Consider the following 17,917-nt stretch of genomic DNA (forward strand, 5'->3'; position numbering starts at 1 on the left):
TACGTACGCACAAATGAGAATAAGGAAAAATGCGGTGATTACCGCGGTTGGAGGTTATGTTCCAGATACGGTTTTAAGTAACCATGACCTCGAAAAAATGGTGGATACCAATGACGATTGGATAGTTGCAAGGACAGGGATTAAAGAGAGAAGGATTGTAAACGACCCAAATATTGCTACTTCTGATATGGCCACTTATGCCTTGAAGAGATTAATGGAAGATGGAGACGTGAATCCGGATGAAATTGATTGCGTAATCGTATCAACTTCTACACCTGATTATGTGATGGTAAGTACTGGAAGCATGGTATGCGAAAAAGCAGGTTTGAAAAATGCCTGGGGAATTGATACCAATGCTGCTTGCAGTGGCTTTTTATATGCTTTAACACTTGGTGCCAGTATGATTGAAAGCGGTCGCTGTAAAAAAGTGATTGTAATTGGTGCAGATAAGAACAGTGCAATTGTAAATTATACAGACCGTAATACTTGCATCCTTTTTGGTGACGGTGCCGGAGCTGTTTTATTGGAGCAAACAGAAGAGCCGGTAGGCTTAATGGATAGCTTTTTTAGAACTGATGGTTCAGGTAAAGAAAACCTGATCGTTACTGCTGGTGGATCTAAATACCCTGCATCTCAAGCTACGCTTGATGAGAAGCTACATTACGTGCGTCAGGATGGAAGAGTGGTGTTTAAAGCTGCTATTCAAGGTATGACGGATACGTGTAATGAGGTTTTAAGATCAAATGATCTGGTAAGTTCTCAAATCGATCACTTGATTCCGCATCAGGCTAATTTAAGGATCATACAATCGGTAGGTGACTATCTGGGTTTATCTTCAGAGCAGGTTAAAGTAAACATCGACCGTTATGGTAATACAACCGCTGCAACCATTCCTTTGTGTTTATGGGACTTTAAAGATGATTTTAAATACGGCGATAAGATGATATTGACTGCGTTCGGCGCCGGGTTCTCCTGGGGGGCAACGTACTTGAAGTGGGGTAAACTTCGCCAGCCTAAAAAAGACTAAATGACATTAGAAGATAAAATTGACGCATCGGAAACACGAATTTTTAAAGCTGTATTTCCGAATACGACAAATCATTACGACACCTTGTTTGGTGGAACTGCCATGCATATGATGGACGAAGTCGCTTTTATTACAGCTACTCGTTTTAGCAGGCAGCGAATGGTTACTGTAAGTAGTGACCGTATTGACTTTAATAAACCAATTCCTGCTGGTACTATTGTGGAACTGATAGGAAGGGTAAGCCATATTGGTAATACCAGCTTAAAAGTGAAGGTAGAGATCTATATTGAGCAAATGTATTCTGACACCAGGGAGAAGGCTGTAACAGGCGAGTTCTCTTTTGTAGCGATTGATGAAAATAAAAAGCCAACTTCCATTCTTAAATAGAAGCGCAATCCATACATTTGCCTCGAAATGCTATTGAAACCAATTTCTGTATTGTTGCTTTTTAGCTTATTGAGTACAAACTTTGCAAACTTGTTTGTTTTTGCAGGGTTTGAACTCAATCGGAAGTATATTGCTGCAGAACTTTGTATCAATAAGAATAAACCTGAGCTGCATTGTAATGGTAAGTGTTTCCTGATGAAAAAGCTAAAGCAAGCTCAGGATAAGGAACAAAAACAGGAGCGTCAAGCTCAAAAAACACAAATTCAAGATGCTGTAGTAGTAACACAACAGGTCTTTAAACAGTACGCTTTAGCGGAATCAAAACTTCATATCCCTGCTTCTATGGGGATGCCGCAAAGCATTAAGAATTCTATATTTCACCCGCCACAGACAAATTAACTGTTCTCTTCGAAGACTGCATTACTTGTCGCTGAAGAAGCTCCAAGAACGCTGAGGTCTTCTCTGAGAAAGTAAATTTGTAACCAAATCGCATAGCAATACGGCTATTTAAGGCTGTTTTATGGCTTTCGTATAGCTGTTTGTGTAGGCGGTTAATTCCTTTTTTTAGAATTCTTATTAATAATTTAATGAGCCCATACAGATATTTTATCTTATCTATTGGCTTGCTGTTCTGTTTTTTACAGAGCCAGGCCCAAACACAGGCTATAAAAGGCCATATTTATGACTCTCAAACCCGTGCACCCTTGGCGGGTGTAATGATCTTTAACGATTTGAAAGAACAACTTACAAAATCCGATGCGAATGGCTATTTTGTGATTAATGGTTATCAGGAGTTTATACAAGCTGTTTTAGTGGGATATAAAACACAAAATATAAAAATAAAACCAGAAGATGGTGACCTCAATGTGCAGTTAGATGCAGATGGGGTTAGTTTAAACGAAGTTAGGGTAGCAGGGTATAATAGCAACAAAACCAGTAAGGAAACTGCAGGTGCGATTGCCTTGATTACAGCTAAGGATATCAACCGGGGTAGTGCAGTTTCGTTTCAATCTGCGCTAAATGCAATACCAGGGGTTCGCATGGAGCAAAGTACGCTATCTGAAGCTCGCATTTCCATTAGAGGTAATGGTGTTAGAGCATCCTATGGTATCCGGAATGTTAAGATTTATGTAAACGAAATCCCTGTTACAGAGGCTGATGGTACTACCAGGATTGAGGCATTGGATGTGAATAGCATTGGCCGTGCCGAAGTGATAAAGGGGCCCGCTTCAAGTATTTATGGCGCAGGTACTGGCGGGGTAATTAACTTCCAACTGCAGCGTTCACCATATCAGGAACAAAGTTTAGAGGCTTCAGGATTGATAGGGGCTAATGGTTTACACCGTTTGGCAACGACCTATCGTAGTGGTGGGGATAAGTTGAATAGTTACGTTTCCTATGGATGGCAGGAATATGATGGTTATAGGGAACACAGCAATGATATGCGTAGGTTTCTGACCGGAAACTTCCAGCTTTTTCCAAGTGATAAGCGTATTATTACCTTGCTGGTTAATAGGACTACGCAGCACTCACAGATCCCGGGCTCACTTACGGCAGATCAGGTAGCTGCAAATCCATTACAGGCCAATGCGACTAATCTGGATAAAGCAGCCGGTAGGTATCAAACCTGGACAAGAATAGGATTAGGCCAGCAGTATCGTTTTAACGATCTGTTTTCAAATACAACAAGCGTTTTTACTTACTTCTATGATTTGAATCATCCACTTCCTTATGCTTATATCCGTAACTTTTATCAAAGTTATGGTGGCCGTACGCGGTTTTCTTATGATCCGGGTTTTAGTGTTTTTCCTACCCGTTTTACAGTTGGAGCAGAATTTAATGAAGGATTAACCAAGGGGACACAGTACGTAAATAATAAAGGCGTGGAAGGTGCCATTAATTCGAATGTTGACTATCAGAACACTCAATATTCATTATTCTATCAATCTGAAACAGCTTTAACCAGTCAAACTACTTTGACGTTGGGCTTAAGTTATAACAGTTTGAAGTATGATGTGAATGACTATTTAAAACAGAACCAAAGTGGTGTTAAAAAGTTCAATCCACAGGCAACTCCCCGTATTGCATTGAGCCATACATTTAGTTCTGCGCTAAGTCTGCATGCCAGTGTAAGTTCGGGCTTCTCTCCACCATCAAGTTCAGAGATTAAGAATGTAGATGGTTCGATTAATCCGAGATTACAGGCCGAAAAGGGCATAAACTATGAGCTAAACGCTAAAGGGAATTTGTTGAAGTCTCGTTTTGAATATGATCTTGCCTTATTTAAAATGGACATGAAAGGTGAGTTAATCGGGCAGTCTATACAGCAAGGGATTACAATTTATAACAATGCTGGAAAAACTAGCCACAATGGTGTTGAGTTAGCTTTGTCTTATCAGCTATTAAAGCCGGAGGATCAAAATGAGGTATTGAGCTTGCGACCGTTTGTTGCTGTTACTTATTCTGATTTCAAGTTTAAGGATTATAAAACGCTGAATGCACAAAATGACGTTACCGCTAACTATGATGGAAATAAGTTAACAGGTATTGCTCCCTGGGTATTTAATGCGGGAATTGATTTAGAAACGAAAATGGGATTGTACTTTTATGGAAGCTATTACTATACTGATCGTTTGCCTTTAAATGATGCCAATTCAGCCTACAATCCTTCTTATCAGGTGGCAAATGCAAAAATTGGCTATAAGAAGCAAATCCTTAAATGTTTGGAAACAAATGTATACGCAGGTTTGGATAACATCCTGAACAAGAGCTATAGTTCCATAGTTTCCTTAAATGCTGTAGGATTTGGTGGCGCAGCGCCTGCTTATTTTAATCCATCACCTAAAAGAAATGGTTATGGTGGTTTAAATGTTAAATATTTATTTTAATGAACATGAACAAGAAAATATATTTTTCTTTGGTCATCGTCACCCTATTACTGGCTGCTTGCAAAAGCAAGCCAGTAATTGATGAGGCTAAAGTGCTAAATACAGCTGGAATTGCGGCTGTTGGACCTTATTTTACAGTAGATCATAAAGGGAATTCTGTTTTGTGCTGGTCTGAACAGGATGGAAAAGATTCCTTGTATCGATTGAAATATGCTGTATATGATCAGCAGAAAAATGAATTTGGTAAGGCCGTGACTGTACCCAGTTCTGTTGGCTGTGGTGTTTCTGCGGAGAGTATGGCTAAGATCGCTTTTAAAGACGATGGGACGGTGGTGGCCATTTTTGCTAAGAGATTTCCTACAGAAAAGAACCCTTATGCCGGTGCAATTTATTATAGTATGTCAGAAAATGAGGGTAAAAGCTGGTCGGATGCTAAGTTTTTACATTCAGATACCAGTCATACTTATGGACGTAGCTTTTTTGATGTTACCAAATTGAAAGATGGTGAACTGGCTGCGGTTTGGTTGGATGGGCGTTTTGGCAAGTCAATTAGAGGTTCAGCTTTGTTTTTTAATCGGACAGAAAAAGGAAAAGGTTTTGTCACAGATAGTTGTTTGGATAAAGGGACTTGCGAATGTTGCCGGACAGATCTTTTGAGCGATAAAAACGGGAATTTGCATCTGGCTTATCGGAGTATCATATTTCCAAATGCACTTTCAGGTAAACAGGTGCGGGATATGGTTTATAAATTATCCAAAGACAACGGGCAAACGTTTACACCTGCAAAGCTGATCAGTAATGATAACTGGGAAATTGAAGGTTGTCCGCATTCAGGTCCCTCGCTTGCTGTAGCTAATCATACGCTTCGGGCGGTTTGGTTCACAGCAGGGGGGAGTTCGAGTTTGTATGGTACGTCAGCTGTGGATTCCGGTTTTCGTCAAAGGAATTTAATTACAGCATCTGGTAGACACCCTCAAATGGTGGCTTTAACAGATGGCAAAACAGCTATGGTTTGTGAAGAAGTGGAAGAGATGGAGCACGAAACAATGAAGATGGATCACTCAAAAGGTGGAATGATGAAGCATGGGCCGGCTGGCATGTCTAAGATTATTTTAAGAATTTTGAAGGATGAGATCCCAGAGAAAACAATAGCCCTAACTGATGGGATGCAAGCAGATAATCATGCTGTTCTAACGACTGTTAACAATGGTTTATTGGTAGCTTGGGTGAGAGAAGGGGCAAAAGGATCAGCAATATATTACGCTGGTTTAAAGCAGTAATAAAAATATTAATAATACTTATCATTTAATTAAAAAAACAAAGATGAAGAAATCAATTGGAGCACTGCTTATCGCTATTGGAGCAATAGCCTGCACTCAAAAGGGAGATTATAAGATGGTGCGTGATGATGTAATGAAATTTCACGATGTGGTGATGGCAGATCATAGTAAAATCGTAAATAATCAGATGGCATTGGATACTTTAATGAAAGACATTAAAGGCCTTAAAACTAAGTTTCCTGAGTTGGATACCTTAAAAGAGAAATCAGAAATCACCGCCTTACTGAGTAAACTGACTCAAGCAGAAGATAGCATGAACGATTGGATGCATAAGTTTGAGCCTGATGTAACGGGTAAATCAAATGACGATGCCATAAAGTACTTTGAATCAGAAAAAGCCAAAATAGCGGCCATTGATAGTATTTATAAAACGGAGATCAAATTGTCGGATGAATATTTAAGTAAATTCAAGAAATAATGATTAGACCTGGGGCATATTTAATGCTATTGAGTTTGTTTTTATTTAGTTGTAAGGATAAGCCAAAAGGTTTGCCTTTCTTGCAACTGGAAACGACGGAAAAGATAGTTGATGGTAAAACTGTAATTGACTCTGCATTTAGAACCATACCGGCTTTTAAACTATTAAATCAGGATAGTGCGGTAGTTACTGAGAAGAATTTTGACGGAACTATTTATGTAGCTGATTTCTTCTTTACCTCCTGTCCAACTATTTGTCCGGTGATGCACCGTAATCTGTTAAAGGTATATCAGAAATATAAAGGCAATCCGGAAGTTAAACTAGCTTCTCATACGATTGATGTTAAGTATGATACTCCTTCAACAATGAAGGCTTATGCTACAAAGTTAGGTGTTGAAGGTACACAATGGGAATACTTGTGGGGTAGCAGGGATGAAATTTATGCTTTGGCTGAACGTAATTATTTGGTCGCTGCTCAGGAAGATAAAAATGCACCTGGTGGATTTGTTCATCAGGGTTATTTAGTGCTTGTTGATAAAGAAAAGCGTATCAGAGGAGCCTATGATGGTACACAGGATAAAGAAGTAGCTCAATTAATGAGTGATATGGATGTTTTATTGAAAGAATATAAGAAATAATCAGCCTTTTTAACGTATTTTTTATTATTTGCAGTTAATACTATTCACACTTAAGCCGATTTTGAAGAGTAGAAGTTTTTTATACCCAGTAAGTGGATTTAAAGCTTTGAAATTTAAAATTGGCTTTTTTATTTGTGGGTTAAGTACTTAACGAATGAACGATTATCGTGTTTTTTGTAAAAAAGCACTTAAATTTAATAATTAAATATTAAGTTGCCATTTATATATGAATGTTTGAATTTAATCTACTAATTTGGTGGAGTAATTAGTGAGGATTGTAAAATTTCATTAGTTGATACGGAAACATGTATTAATAGTTTAATAAAGGGGAATGTCTAAAGTTCTATTTAACGAAACGCAATTAATAACCAGGTTGAACGACGGGGATGAAAGTGCGTTTGTAAAACTTTTCGAGGCGTATTCTCCTGTGTTGATGTCATTCATGTCAAAGTTAAACATAGAGGCTGAAGATATTAACGATAGTATACAGCAAACATTTCTTAAAATTTGGGAACACAGGGCGAAGCTGGATCCGAATGTACCCTTAAAAAACTATATCATCACCGTCGCAAAAAATGATCTTTATAATACCATAAAAAAAAATATTGTAGCTAAGAAGCATAATGATCTTTTAATTGCTCAAGAACCGCAAATTTTTGAGCATCCTTCATCAGACCTGACAAAAGTATTGAACGAAATTTTAGATAGTCTGCCCGAAAAGAGGGCGAAAGTATTTAAAATGAGTAGAATTCAAGGTTATTCTAATAATGAGATTGCACAAGAGTTGGGTATTTCTAAAAGCACTGTAGAAAATCATATAAATAACTCATCTTCAGTAGTAAAAAAACTATTGAGAAACTTTGGGTTTTGGGTGACTACTATATTTTTTTTTATTTTACCTTAGGTGCAAAGATTCTTTCAACTGTATAGTGTATAATAAGATTGAAAAGTGGACAAAAAATTATTAAATAGATATTTCGAAAAGCAATGTTCTGCAACAGAAATAAAAGCTGTTGAAGAATGGATATTGGATTCGAAGAATCGTATCGAATTTGATGATTTTCTGGTAACCAAATGGGATGGGCATGTTGACCAAAATTTTGATCCTCATTTTGCAGATGTAAAGAAGTCTGCCACTTATAAATGGTGGGCTTCTGCAGCAGCAACAGCAGCAGTTATCATTTGTGGTGTATATTATGCAAATATAGTATCATCAAAAACAGATCAGCTTGCTGTTGTATCTACAACTTCAGCGGTTAAGCCTGTTGATCATCATGCAAGCTTCCCATCAGACACTTTTCATGCCAGTATTAAACCTAAAATTACTACTCATCATGAAAGAAAAACCATCAGAAACAAACCAGTTCAGATCGTAACAGAAGCGGATACGGTAACTCGGGAAAAAAGACCTCTTTTCGTAAAATCAACTAAACTGGGAAATTTCATGATCAACAAAGTAGCTATTCACAAACTATTGGATAGCATCGGTTCGGACCAATTAGTTCTGACGAATTTTGATGTCCATGAAATCACCTTCCAACGACTGGCAATTATGCTTCGTGAGGAGTGCGGCATTGTTCTGGAACCCTGTAGTGGTGGAATTGGTTCAACAAAAACCTATACCGCTAGATTCCAAAGGATCTCTGTTCCTGATTTACTGAATGACATGTCTGAAAAGATGATGTTTTCGTATTCTGTTAAAGACAACAAAGTCAAGATCTGTTTTAACTAAAGACCTTTACTTACCTGTTTGAACTTACTGATTTTGGCCAGAAGCTAATGTCTTTCCTGGATGTTTTTTAAAAAAACAAATCCGGGGATGAGCGACGCTTGCCAAAAATCAGAGAATAAGTTCTAAGAAAGCAACCTAAACCAACAACATATGAATAAAAAGTTTACAATAAGAATTAAAACGGGGGTCCTAACCTTTGCGCTGTTTGGGTTATTGGGAACACCTGAACGACTGTATAGTCAGGTACAGGCAACCCAGGTTCGAGCCGTTCCTAAAATCATTGGAAAGGTGTTCGATGAACAAAAAAAGCCAATCCCGGGCGTCATGATTTCCATTAAGAGTAATCCGAGGATTGCCACCACCACCAACAATACCGGTGAGTTTATCCTCTCACCAGATAAAGCGGGGGAGACATTGGTCATTTCAAGCATTGGATTTAAGCGTCAGGAGATTGTGCTTAAGGCTGACACGAAATTGCCTTTAGTTATTGTGATGAAAGAATCTACTGACGAGTTGAAAGAAGTTGTTGTTACGGGATATTCCACAAGATCGAAGGAAAGCTTCACAGGTAGTGCATCCTCATTTACAGGAGAGGATTTAAAAAGAGTAGGTAATAAAAACATCCTGCAAAGTTTGCAGAACCTCGATCCTTCGTTTGTACTGACGGAGAACCTAACTCTTGGTTCGAATCCCAATATGTTGCCTGACATACAATTGCGGGGCCAGGCTGGGCTTGATGACGTACGTGGAGAGTATTCCGGTAACCCGAATTTACCATTATTCATTTTAGACGGATTTGAATCAAGTCTGCAGAAAATATACGATCTGGATATGAACAGGGTAGCATCCATAACCATACTTCGTGATGCTTCAGCAAAAGCGATTTACGGGTCTAAGGCCGCAAACGGAGTGCTCGTTATTGAAACACTCGCTCCTAAAGAAGGAAAGTTGCGTATCACATACAACAGTAACTTCAATGTAGAAATGCCGGATCTTACGTCTTATAACCTGACCAATGCTTCGGAAAAACTGCAGGTCGAACGAAACGCTGGAAGATATACGTCTTCATCGCCGCTCATACAACAGTTTTTAACGGAGCAAGCTAACGTGATTGAGTCAGACATCGCCCGTGGTGTAGATACCTATTGGCTTTCTAAGCCACTACGTGTAGGGTTGGGAACGAAGCACGGTTTGTATCTGGAAGGTGGTGATGCGAACATGCGTTATGGCGTTGACTTGAATTATAACAATCTGGTAGGGGTAATGAAAGAGTCCAAACGTGATAATATGGGTGGATCTATCAACCTCTCATACAGAAGTGGAAAAGTGAGCTTCAGAAATATCTTAAACGTGAATTTCAACAAGTCAGTCAACTCTCCATATGGGACATTCGGAGAATATACCAAATTGAATCCTTATTGGGCACCGAATGACGAATCTGGCCGGATCAATAAAATTCTGGGACAGTTCCAGACAAGTGCTACAGCTCCAACCAAGTATTACTATAATCCGCTTTATAATGCGACGCTGAATACCAAAGACTTTTCAACTTACACGGAAGTTACAGAAAATTTTTATACAGAATGGCAGCCTTCTAAAGAACTGAGGATAACAGGCCGTGTAGGTTTTACGCAAAACCGTAACGCATCTGAGTTGTTTTTTCCGGGAGACCATACCAAATTCATCGCGATGACCGGTGAAGATTTTTACAGGCGTGGTACTTATAATATAACGGATGGGAAAAGTACGACTTTAAATTCAGACGTTTTTGCCAATTGGAACAAGACATGGGGCAAGCACCTGTTGCTGGTCAATGGTGGTGGAAACTTGGGTTCTACCCAGGCACAGACTCATGGAATGGCAGCTGAGGGTTTCTTGAACAACCGGGTAGATTTTATCACTTTTGCGGCGCAATATGCACAAAATGGTGTGCCCAACGGTTCAGAAAACATTCAAAAAGAGATTGGTATTTTGGGTTCTGCGAACTATTCTTACGACAACCGTTATTTGTTGGACCTGAGTATCCGAAGAAATGCATCATCTGTATTTGGCGCAAACAACCGATGGGGAACCTTCTGGTCGGTAGGTTTGGGATGGAACCTTCATCATGAAAACCTCATTAAAAACCTCAATATATTTGATATGTTGAAAATCAGGGGATCGGTTGGTTCTACGGGAAGTCAAAGTTTCAATCCTTATCAGGCGATGGCGACTTATACGTTTTTTACCAATAGCACTTATGATAATGTTTCAGGTACCTATCTCGCTGCTTTGGCAAACGACAACCTTCGCTGGCAGCAAAAAATAGACAATAACATTGGTTTGGATATCAATATGCTGAAACGCCTTAACATTCGTCTGGACTACTATATAGCCAATACTAAAAATCTGTTAACGGATCTAAGCTTACCACCATCAACAGGTTTTAGTACCTATAAAGATAATTTAGGCTCATTGCAAAATAAAGGCTACGAAGGTACGATCAGCTATCAGCTGTACCGCGATTCGAAAAGCCAGTCTTACGTATCAATATTTGGATCATTTGCGCACAATAGCAATAAGATTACCAAGATATCTGATGGATTAAAGCAGCTGAACAGAGAACAACAAGAGCGTACCGACAACCTCAGTTCTCCAATTATACGCTTCGAAGAAGGGCAATCTATGTCATCTATCTGGGCTGTTCCATCATTGGGTATCGACCCGGCAACAGGGCGTGAAATTTTTCGGGCAAAAGATGGCAGCACAACCTATGAATGGAATCCTAATGATCAGATTGTTGCTGGTATAACGGATCCCGCATTAAGGGGGAATTTTGGTATCAACCTGGAATACAAAGGCTGGGGGCTGAGTGGTACATTTCGTTATACCATAGGAGAGGATTATTACAATTCAACGTTAGTCAGCCGCATAGAAAACGTGAACATCGAGAATAATGTGGATTCCAGAGTTTTTAACAACACATGGTTAAATGTGGGCGACAAAGTTCCTTTTAAGAAGATTACGGTGAATCCAATTGTGACGCGGGCTACAACAAGGTTTATTGAAAACAAGAGTGACCTTACACTGTCTTCTGTAAATGTATATTACGACTTCAAATGGAGAAATTTAAAACGGATTGGACTTAAGAACCTGAAGTGTTCGTTGCTCATGAATGAAGCATTTGTCCTTTCAACTGTTAGAATTGAAAGAGGTACTGACTATCCGTTTGCCAGAACATTTTCCTTCTCATTACAAACTACATTTTAATCCAAGGACATGAATACTACAAGATCAATAATATATTTAACTCTACTATGTCTTGCCGCAGGGATGGTGTCATCCTGCAATAAATGGCTGGATGTAGAACCTAATTCTCAAATTAAATCTTCAGAGCTGTTTAAAACAGAATCAGGCTTTAAAGAAGCATTAGCTGGTGTTTATACGCTGATGACGGCGGAAAGCTTGTATGGTAAGGAATTGCAGTATGGAATGAATGGCGTTCTGTCGCACGAATGGACTTCTTTTCCACTGGTTTATAACGAAGAAGCGGAATATGATTATCAGGCTACGAATGTGCAGAACAGGATTAATAGTGTGTGGAACGGTTTATACCAGGGGATCAGTAACTCGAATTATATGCTCAATGAGATTGATGCTAAGAGATCAATGTTTACGGATGATAATTTTGCAATTATAAAAGGAGAAGCGCTGGCATTACGTGCATTTCTGCATTTCGATTTGGTAAGGCTCTTCGGTGCGTCTTATCTCGTAGACATGAATAAACCTGCAATACCTTATGTTACTCAATACACTGCGAAACAGACGCCACAATCCACCGTGAAAGAAACTTATGAACTCATCCTCCGCGATCTTGAAGCAGCAAAAGAATTGCTGGAGGTTGATCCGATTTTTACGGGACGGGTTATTACTGAGGCTGATGATAACGGCTATTTGCTCAACCGACAATTGCATTTGAATTATTATGCGGTTGAAGCTCTTCTGGCCAGACTCTATTATTACACCGGTGCCTATGAAAAAGCAAGGATAGCGGCAAATGCGGTAATCACGTCCGGAAAATTTACATACACTACTCAGGCCAACCTGTCAGCCGGAAATGATCTCACTGGTGCCCCTGAACATATATTTGGACTGAACATTAACAATCTTTACAACTATTCCGATCTTTATTTATCAAAGGATCGCCTTATAAGCAACACATTTTTTTTAAGTGCAGCTGCGAGGAGCGCCTATTATCCTGAAGGTTCAGTGGATTACCGTTATATCTATCTGTTCGAAGTTGGCGAAGGGGATAAAGCGAGTAACTACTATCTTAAGAAATACAATGCGCCGGTAGCTTCAAATCTTTATTACAGAAATAAAAGTGTTGTCATTAAAATTTCTGAGATGCAATTTATTATTGCTGGATCTAATCTGGCAGAAGGAAAAAGTATTATTGGGCCATTGAACAAAGTGAGATTGGCCAGAGGTCTGACCGCTTTAACGGTTGAACCAGCAGAACCTACAATAACTTTCCTGGAAGAGTTTAGGAAAGAGTTTTTTGGGGAAGGTCAGCTTTTTTATCAATACAAGAGATTGAACAGAACGATCATCACAGGTACTGATAAAAATCTGGTTGCTTTGAAAGCTTACATATTACCGCTCCCAGTTGCGGAATACGAATCTGGTAACCGAAACAGTAATCGTTAAACTATATAAGATGAGATATATTTATATTATCCTGCTGTTGTTATTAACAATATCAGGTTGCAAAAAAAATGAATTAAAATATTTTGAAGAAGAAGTACCGCTTCTGAATATTTGGTTTGGTACAAACAACGTGCTGGATAGTATTACGCATAACTTTGCTTACAGTCCAACAGATAGAGATTCTTTAGTGTTTAATTATCGGATAGCGGGTTATCCAGTTGATTATGAGCGTGTATTTGAGCTGACCACTACAGATGATGATGCGAAATTGCTGACTTTTACCTTTAATAAATATAAGGTGCCTGCAGGAAAGTCATTAGGGCAATTGGTTTTTTATGTAGATAAGCCTACAGACAAGAACCTGTTTGCAAACCGTGATTTAAATGTATCATTTAAAGTTAAACAGTCATCAGTTTTCCAACCTGCTTTAAAAGAATTAAACGATCTTAAAATCAAATTCAAAAATGCCGTTACCAAGCCAGACAACTGGGATAATGCTGTTTTGCCAAATTTACCACTGAAGAATTTCTTTGGTTCGTATAGTACGGAGAAATATAAGTTCGTTATTCAAGTGACCGGTTTATCTAATTTAGTGGTGGAAAGAAATATTAAGGTCAATCCTGAACTGCCTCCTAATACGATTACGGAAATCCATGCCAAAGCATTACAAGTTCAATGTAAAATAGCACTTGATCAGTATAAAATAAATAATAACGGTAAAGATTTGTTGGATGAGAATCTAATTCCTATTGTTTTTCCATAATAAGAATCGTGTAAAAATTTAAAGATTGAACTCATGAAAAAAAATAACAATATAGTATGGTTAATTTTATCTCTTATGGTGTTATGTACTTCCTGCTACAAGGACAAGGGGAATTATGAATATAAACCATTGGATAAGCTAATAATCGATACTGCAAAAAGAAATATACGCGGCGATTATGCAATTTATCGATATGACGAACTTGTCATTAACCCTAGAATATTTTTTAATCAGCAAGAGGTAACTGCGTCAGATCAGGTTGCTGGTAAGCTGGCGTTTACCTGGTCAATTTATCAGGCAACATCTGCAAAAATTTACACCCGGGATACCATATCAAAGGAAATAACACTAAATAAATCAATTTCAAAGCCTGCTGGGAGGTGGATTGTCATATTAAGCGTAAAAAACCTCGATACGCAGGTTGAAGAGTACATGAAGTTTAATGTGCAGGTTGATGAACAGCTTTCAGATGGTTGGATGTTACTTTATGAGAAGAACGGAAATACTGATGTCGGGCTGATTGTGGATGACTGGACGAAAAAAAATGTTGTGAAAACAAGGACCTTCAGTGACATGTTTCAGATGTCAAATGGCTACCCTTTGTTAGGAGAACCACGTGGGTTGATGCATTCCGCGTCGACATTGACTACTGCTGAAGTAATGATCGCATCTGCCCGCGATTTAGTAGCAGTTGAAAAATCTTCATTTCAAGTGTTTTATCCAATTGAAAAACTGTTCTGGAGCTTTATACCTGGTGGAGAAATTAAATGTATATCGGCGAATAATACTAACGGAGGAAGAAAGGAAGTGATTATTTACAATAACAGGATACATGGGGTAAACCATAGTACTTCTGGTGTAAGCAGGATTAATTTTTTCGGAACAGCTTATAATGGTAGTTATGGTGATTTGGCCGAATGGTCTGCAACCGCATTCGGTATCGGTTTTGAGGCTGTGGTGTATGATAAAACAAATAAAAAGTTTTTGAATATTGCTGCCAATGGCACGGTTGTTCAGGGCTTTTCCATCCAGGCTTCGACTGCAGCATTCGATGTCAATAATGTTGGCCTTGATCCTGAAGCTTTTGATTGGGGCCGTGGAAATGGTACACCTACTGTAGCTTATGAATACAGTGTGATGAAAAATAATACCGATCGTTTTTTATTGGTTAGCAATTTTAACAGTTCAACTACGGTTATTGGCACAGGTAAATATCAAATCACAGGGATTCCTTTAACTACGCCCATACGCACGCTTAATTCTGCTTTCGGTGGAAATTATACACTGATGGGTACAGATAAAACTGTTTACCTTCATCGTTATCAACAGGGGTCAAACGCTACTGCAGAATGGGAGTCGCCTGTAAATGAGGAGGTAACCTGCGTGCGTCTGCAGAAATTTTTCTATAACCCGGGATTATCTGCTCAATTTTTACCTCAGCCAAATACAGTAGTATATATTGGCACCTGGAATCCAGGCACAAAAGTGGGTAAAGTCTATGCATATATAATAGACCAAACCAACGGTACCATCAATAAATCCACTGAACGCGTTTACACAGGTTTTGGGAAAATCAAGGACATGGGTTATAAATGGAGTCTGTAATGTATAACGATTAAAAACGAACAAAACTTAGATCAACTATAATGAAACAAAAAATCGCATTTACAATGCTATTGGTTGGCGGATTTCTATGTGCTCAAGCACAGAATTACACCATTAAAGGCAAGCTCGAAGGACAGGGCAATGAAAAAATAATTTTAAAGGGCTTAAACGGCGAGATCAGCGCAGAAGCAAAAAATAATAGCTTTGAATTGACCGGAACAGTAGAAGATGAGCCTTTTGTTACTTCGATCAATACCAGCTTAGACCGGAACCTATATTTGGGTGGAGGTAAAACTGGTATGTACCAACCCTCACTTCCACTGGAAATCGTACTTTCTAAAGGTGCAAATTTAACGATTACGGGTTCTGCGATGGACATCAACATGGCCTCAGTAACTGGTGATCCGTTAAATGACAGCTTTACTGAATTCAGAAAATCTGAAGCGCATTTGGTTAAAGAAATGGATGCACTACGCCGCCAACTTGTAGAAACCAGAATTATGGGTGTTAAGGAGGGAATGAATGAGATTGGGAAAAAAATGCTAGAAAACAGACAGGCCATGGCTGCATCCAGAAAAAACTTCATTAAAACTCATCCGGATGCCTTTGCAAGTATTTATTATTTGTCACTAACTGCTAAGGAATACAAAACAGCTGAGCTGGAAGCGGCTTACAAAGGGCTGGCTTCCACGTACAAAAATTCACGCTATGCAAAAGGAATCGTTGCAAAAATCGAGGCTTCAAAGGTTGCCGACGCAGGTGGTCCCGCTCCCGACTTTACAAAGCCTGATGTAAATGGCAAGCCGGTAAGCTTGTCACAATTCAGAGGTAAATATGTACTGTTGGATTTCTGGGGTAGCTGGTGTGGACCTTGCCGGGCTGCGAACCCACATTTGAAAGAACTTTATTCGACATATACCGCTAAAGGATTTGAAATATTAGGTGTGGCAAGTGAGAAGGTAAGCGGGCAGGCACAGGCTGAAAAAATGTGGAAGGAAGCCATAGAAAAAGATGGACTAACCTGGACTAATGTTTTAAACAATGAATTGTCTATGAAGTCGGATGTTGTTCAGTTGTATAATATTGAAGGTTATCCCACTCAAATTTTACTGGATAAAGAAGGTAAAGTTATTGGCCGCTGGCTTGGTGCAGCCGGTAAACAACTGGATGATAAATTAAAGACCATTTTTAACAATTAATATGCTAAATAAACAGAAAAATAGGGCAACATATATACTTCTGGCAGGATTGATTCTGTATGGTAGTATGCCAGCACTGGCCCAGGTTAAAAAAGGAATAACCATTACAGGGAAAGTTCAGTTTCAGAATCCTGAAATTTTTAAAAAGTACAACATGGTATGGTTGTACAAAGGGATAGGAAAAGATAGAAGGATAGTAGATTCGGTGAGCGTAAACACCGATGGCAGCTTCAGCTTATCGGTTAAGCCATCAGTATCTGGTTTATATTCAATGGATATTTTAAAATGGCAAACGGCCAGTTTTTGGTCTGATAATGATGTATATATTACTTCACGTGGATACGATACAGCCAGAACCAAAACTAAGAATTCTGGTTTTGTTGAGGTAATCAGTAAGTCGCCGCGTACACAATTGATCAATACTGCATTGTACCAGAAATATATTGCCGATCAGGAAATGGAGCTACTAAACACAGAGATTCTTGCTGCCAGAAATTACATGAAGAAAGATACCTCTTGGTTTACTTATTTGAGAACGAATGGGTTGATCAGACAAAAGGCAGATTTCGAAGCCTTAAGGCTTAAGCAGCTCATTAAAGCCAATCCAAATAATCCTGCTGTGGTTTATTTACTGAGTATGCTCTCGACAGATAAGGAACCTGAGTTTTTCTCGGCTGAACTTTTGAAGCTAATGAATCTATATCCACAACTTGAAGAAGCCAAACAACTCAAAAGGGAGTTTCTTGCGCAAAACGCCATAAAGAATGCTTTGAAAAAGGGGAGTGTAATTCCTCATATCGCCTATAATGACCCTTCAGGGAAGGCCGTAGACATCAATTCTTTTAAAGGGAAATATGTGTTGATCGACTTCTGGGCAAGCTGGTGCGGTCCTTGCAGGAAAGCCATTCCGGAAATTAAAGAACTGTACAGTAAGTACAAGGAAAATGGACTTGAAGTATTGAGCGTTTCTGTAGATACAGATAATGCAGCCTGGAGAAAGGCTATGTCTGAAGAAAACATGCCCTGGCCGCAAGTGCTAAGTCCTGATAAAAATAAAACAATGGCGAGTTTTATGATCGTCGGTATTCCAACACTATACCTGATAGACAGAGAAGGGAAAATTGTTGAAAAGTACACAGGTTTCAGCGCTAAGTTGAAAACGCAGCTTGAAGAAGCTTTCAAACAGAAAATATAATTTTAAATAGAAATGGCGCCAATTGTATAGGACGCC

The 17,917-nt window shown here is 38.9% G+C and carries 15 protein-coding genes; all 15 read left to right on the forward strand.

Annotated elements, in window-relative coordinates; all coding sequences use genetic code 11:
- Positions 1 to 13: 13 nt before the first annotated feature.
- The 15 genes from BLS35_RS18700 to BLS35_RS18770 all read left to right on the forward strand — a co-directional run bounded on the left by BLS35_RS18700 (position 14) and on the right by BLS35_RS18770 (position 17,881).
- Positions 14 to 1,027 (forward strand): beta-ketoacyl-ACP synthase III, encoded by a 1,014-nt coding sequence (locus BLS35_RS18700; protein WP_090784313.1) that lies wholly within the window; start codon positions 14 to 16, stop codon positions 1,025 to 1,027.
- Positions 1,028 to 1,414 carry an acyl-CoA thioesterase gene (locus BLS35_RS18705; protein WP_090784008.1) on the forward strand — a complete coding sequence of 129 codons (387 nt, stop codon included), beginning with the start codon at positions 1,028 to 1,030 and terminating at the stop codon, positions 1,412 to 1,414.
- A gap of 27 nt (positions 1,415 to 1,441) precedes the next feature.
- The gene (locus BLS35_RS18710; RefSeq protein ID WP_090784010.1) at positions 1,442 to 1,813 is read left to right on the forward strand and encodes a hypothetical protein; all 372 of its coding nucleotides are present in this window, start codon (positions 1,442 to 1,444) and stop codon (positions 1,811 to 1,813) included.
- 188 nt (positions 1,814 to 2,001) lie between these two features.
- Positions 2,002 to 4,302, forward strand: a complete 2,301-nt coding sequence (locus tag BLS35_RS18715) for a TonB-dependent receptor domain-containing protein (protein ID WP_090784012.1) — start codon at positions 2,002 to 2,004, stop codon at positions 4,300 to 4,302.
- 5 nt (positions 4,303 to 4,307) lie between these two features.
- On the forward strand, positions 4,308 to 5,582 hold the full coding sequence (locus tag BLS35_RS18720) for a sialidase family protein (RefSeq protein WP_132226025.1): 1,275 nt from the start codon (positions 4,308 to 4,310) through the stop codon (positions 5,580 to 5,582).
- A 43-nt stretch (positions 5,583 to 5,625) separates the two neighbouring features.
- Complete coding sequence (locus BLS35_RS18725; RefSeq protein WP_090784016.1) at positions 5,626 to 6,060, forward strand: hypothetical protein; 435 nt, start codon at positions 5,626 to 5,628, stop codon at positions 6,058 to 6,060.
- Positions 6,060 to 6,698: an SCO family protein gene (locus BLS35_RS18730; RefSeq protein ID WP_090784019.1), complete on the forward strand. Its 639-nt coding sequence runs from the start codon at positions 6,060 to 6,062 to the stop codon at positions 6,696 to 6,698. Before BLS35_RS18725 ends, BLS35_RS18730 begins: the two co-directional genes overlap by 1 nt.
- Positions 6,699 to 7,029: 331 nt before the next feature.
- Entirely contained in the window at positions 7,030 to 7,602 is a 573-nt protein-coding gene (locus BLS35_RS18735) for an RNA polymerase sigma factor (RefSeq protein ID WP_090784021.1), read from the forward strand.
- A 45-nt stretch (positions 7,603 to 7,647) separates the two neighbouring features.
- Complete coding sequence (locus tag BLS35_RS18740; RefSeq protein WP_090784023.1) at positions 7,648 to 8,430, forward strand: hypothetical protein; 783 nt, start codon at positions 7,648 to 7,650, stop codon at positions 8,428 to 8,430.
- A 150-nt stretch (positions 8,431 to 8,580) separates the two neighbouring features.
- On the forward strand, positions 8,581 to 11,679 hold the full coding sequence (locus BLS35_RS18745) for a SusC/RagA family TonB-linked outer membrane protein (protein ID WP_090784025.1): 3,099 nt from the start codon (positions 8,581 to 8,583) through the stop codon (positions 11,677 to 11,679).
- Positions 11,680 to 11,688: 9 nt separating this feature from the next.
- Positions 11,689 to 13,119, forward strand: coding sequence for a RagB/SusD family nutrient uptake outer membrane protein (locus BLS35_RS18750; protein ID WP_090784027.1), 1,431 nt, complete (start codon positions 11,689 to 11,691; stop codon positions 13,117 to 13,119).
- A 10-nt stretch (positions 13,120 to 13,129) separates the two neighbouring features.
- A complete protein-coding gene (locus BLS35_RS18755) occupies positions 13,130 to 13,882 on the forward strand; it encodes a DUF4843 domain-containing protein (protein WP_132226024.1) in 753 nt (250 codons plus the stop codon).
- 33 nt (positions 13,883 to 13,915) lie between these two features.
- Entirely contained in the window at positions 13,916 to 15,487 is a 1,572-nt protein-coding gene (locus tag BLS35_RS18760) for a PKD-like family lipoprotein (protein WP_090784031.1), read from the forward strand.
- 41 nt (positions 15,488 to 15,528) lie between these two features.
- Positions 15,529 to 16,686, forward strand: coding sequence for a TlpA disulfide reductase family protein (locus BLS35_RS18765; RefSeq protein WP_090784033.1), 1,158 nt, complete (start codon positions 15,529 to 15,531; stop codon positions 16,684 to 16,686).
- A 1-nt stretch (position 16,687) separates the two neighbouring features.
- Positions 16,688 to 17,881 carry a redoxin family protein gene (locus BLS35_RS18770; protein ID WP_090784035.1) on the forward strand — a complete coding sequence of 398 codons (1,194 nt, stop codon included), beginning with the start codon at positions 16,688 to 16,690 and terminating at the stop codon, positions 17,879 to 17,881.
- The last annotated feature ends 36 nt before the right edge of the window (positions 17,882 to 17,917 follow it).

The sequence above is a fragment of the Pedobacter sp. ok626 genome, assembly GCF_900100435.1.
In the GTDB taxonomy this organism is placed as follows: domain Bacteria; phylum Bacteroidota; class Bacteroidia; order Sphingobacteriales; family Sphingobacteriaceae; genus Pedobacter.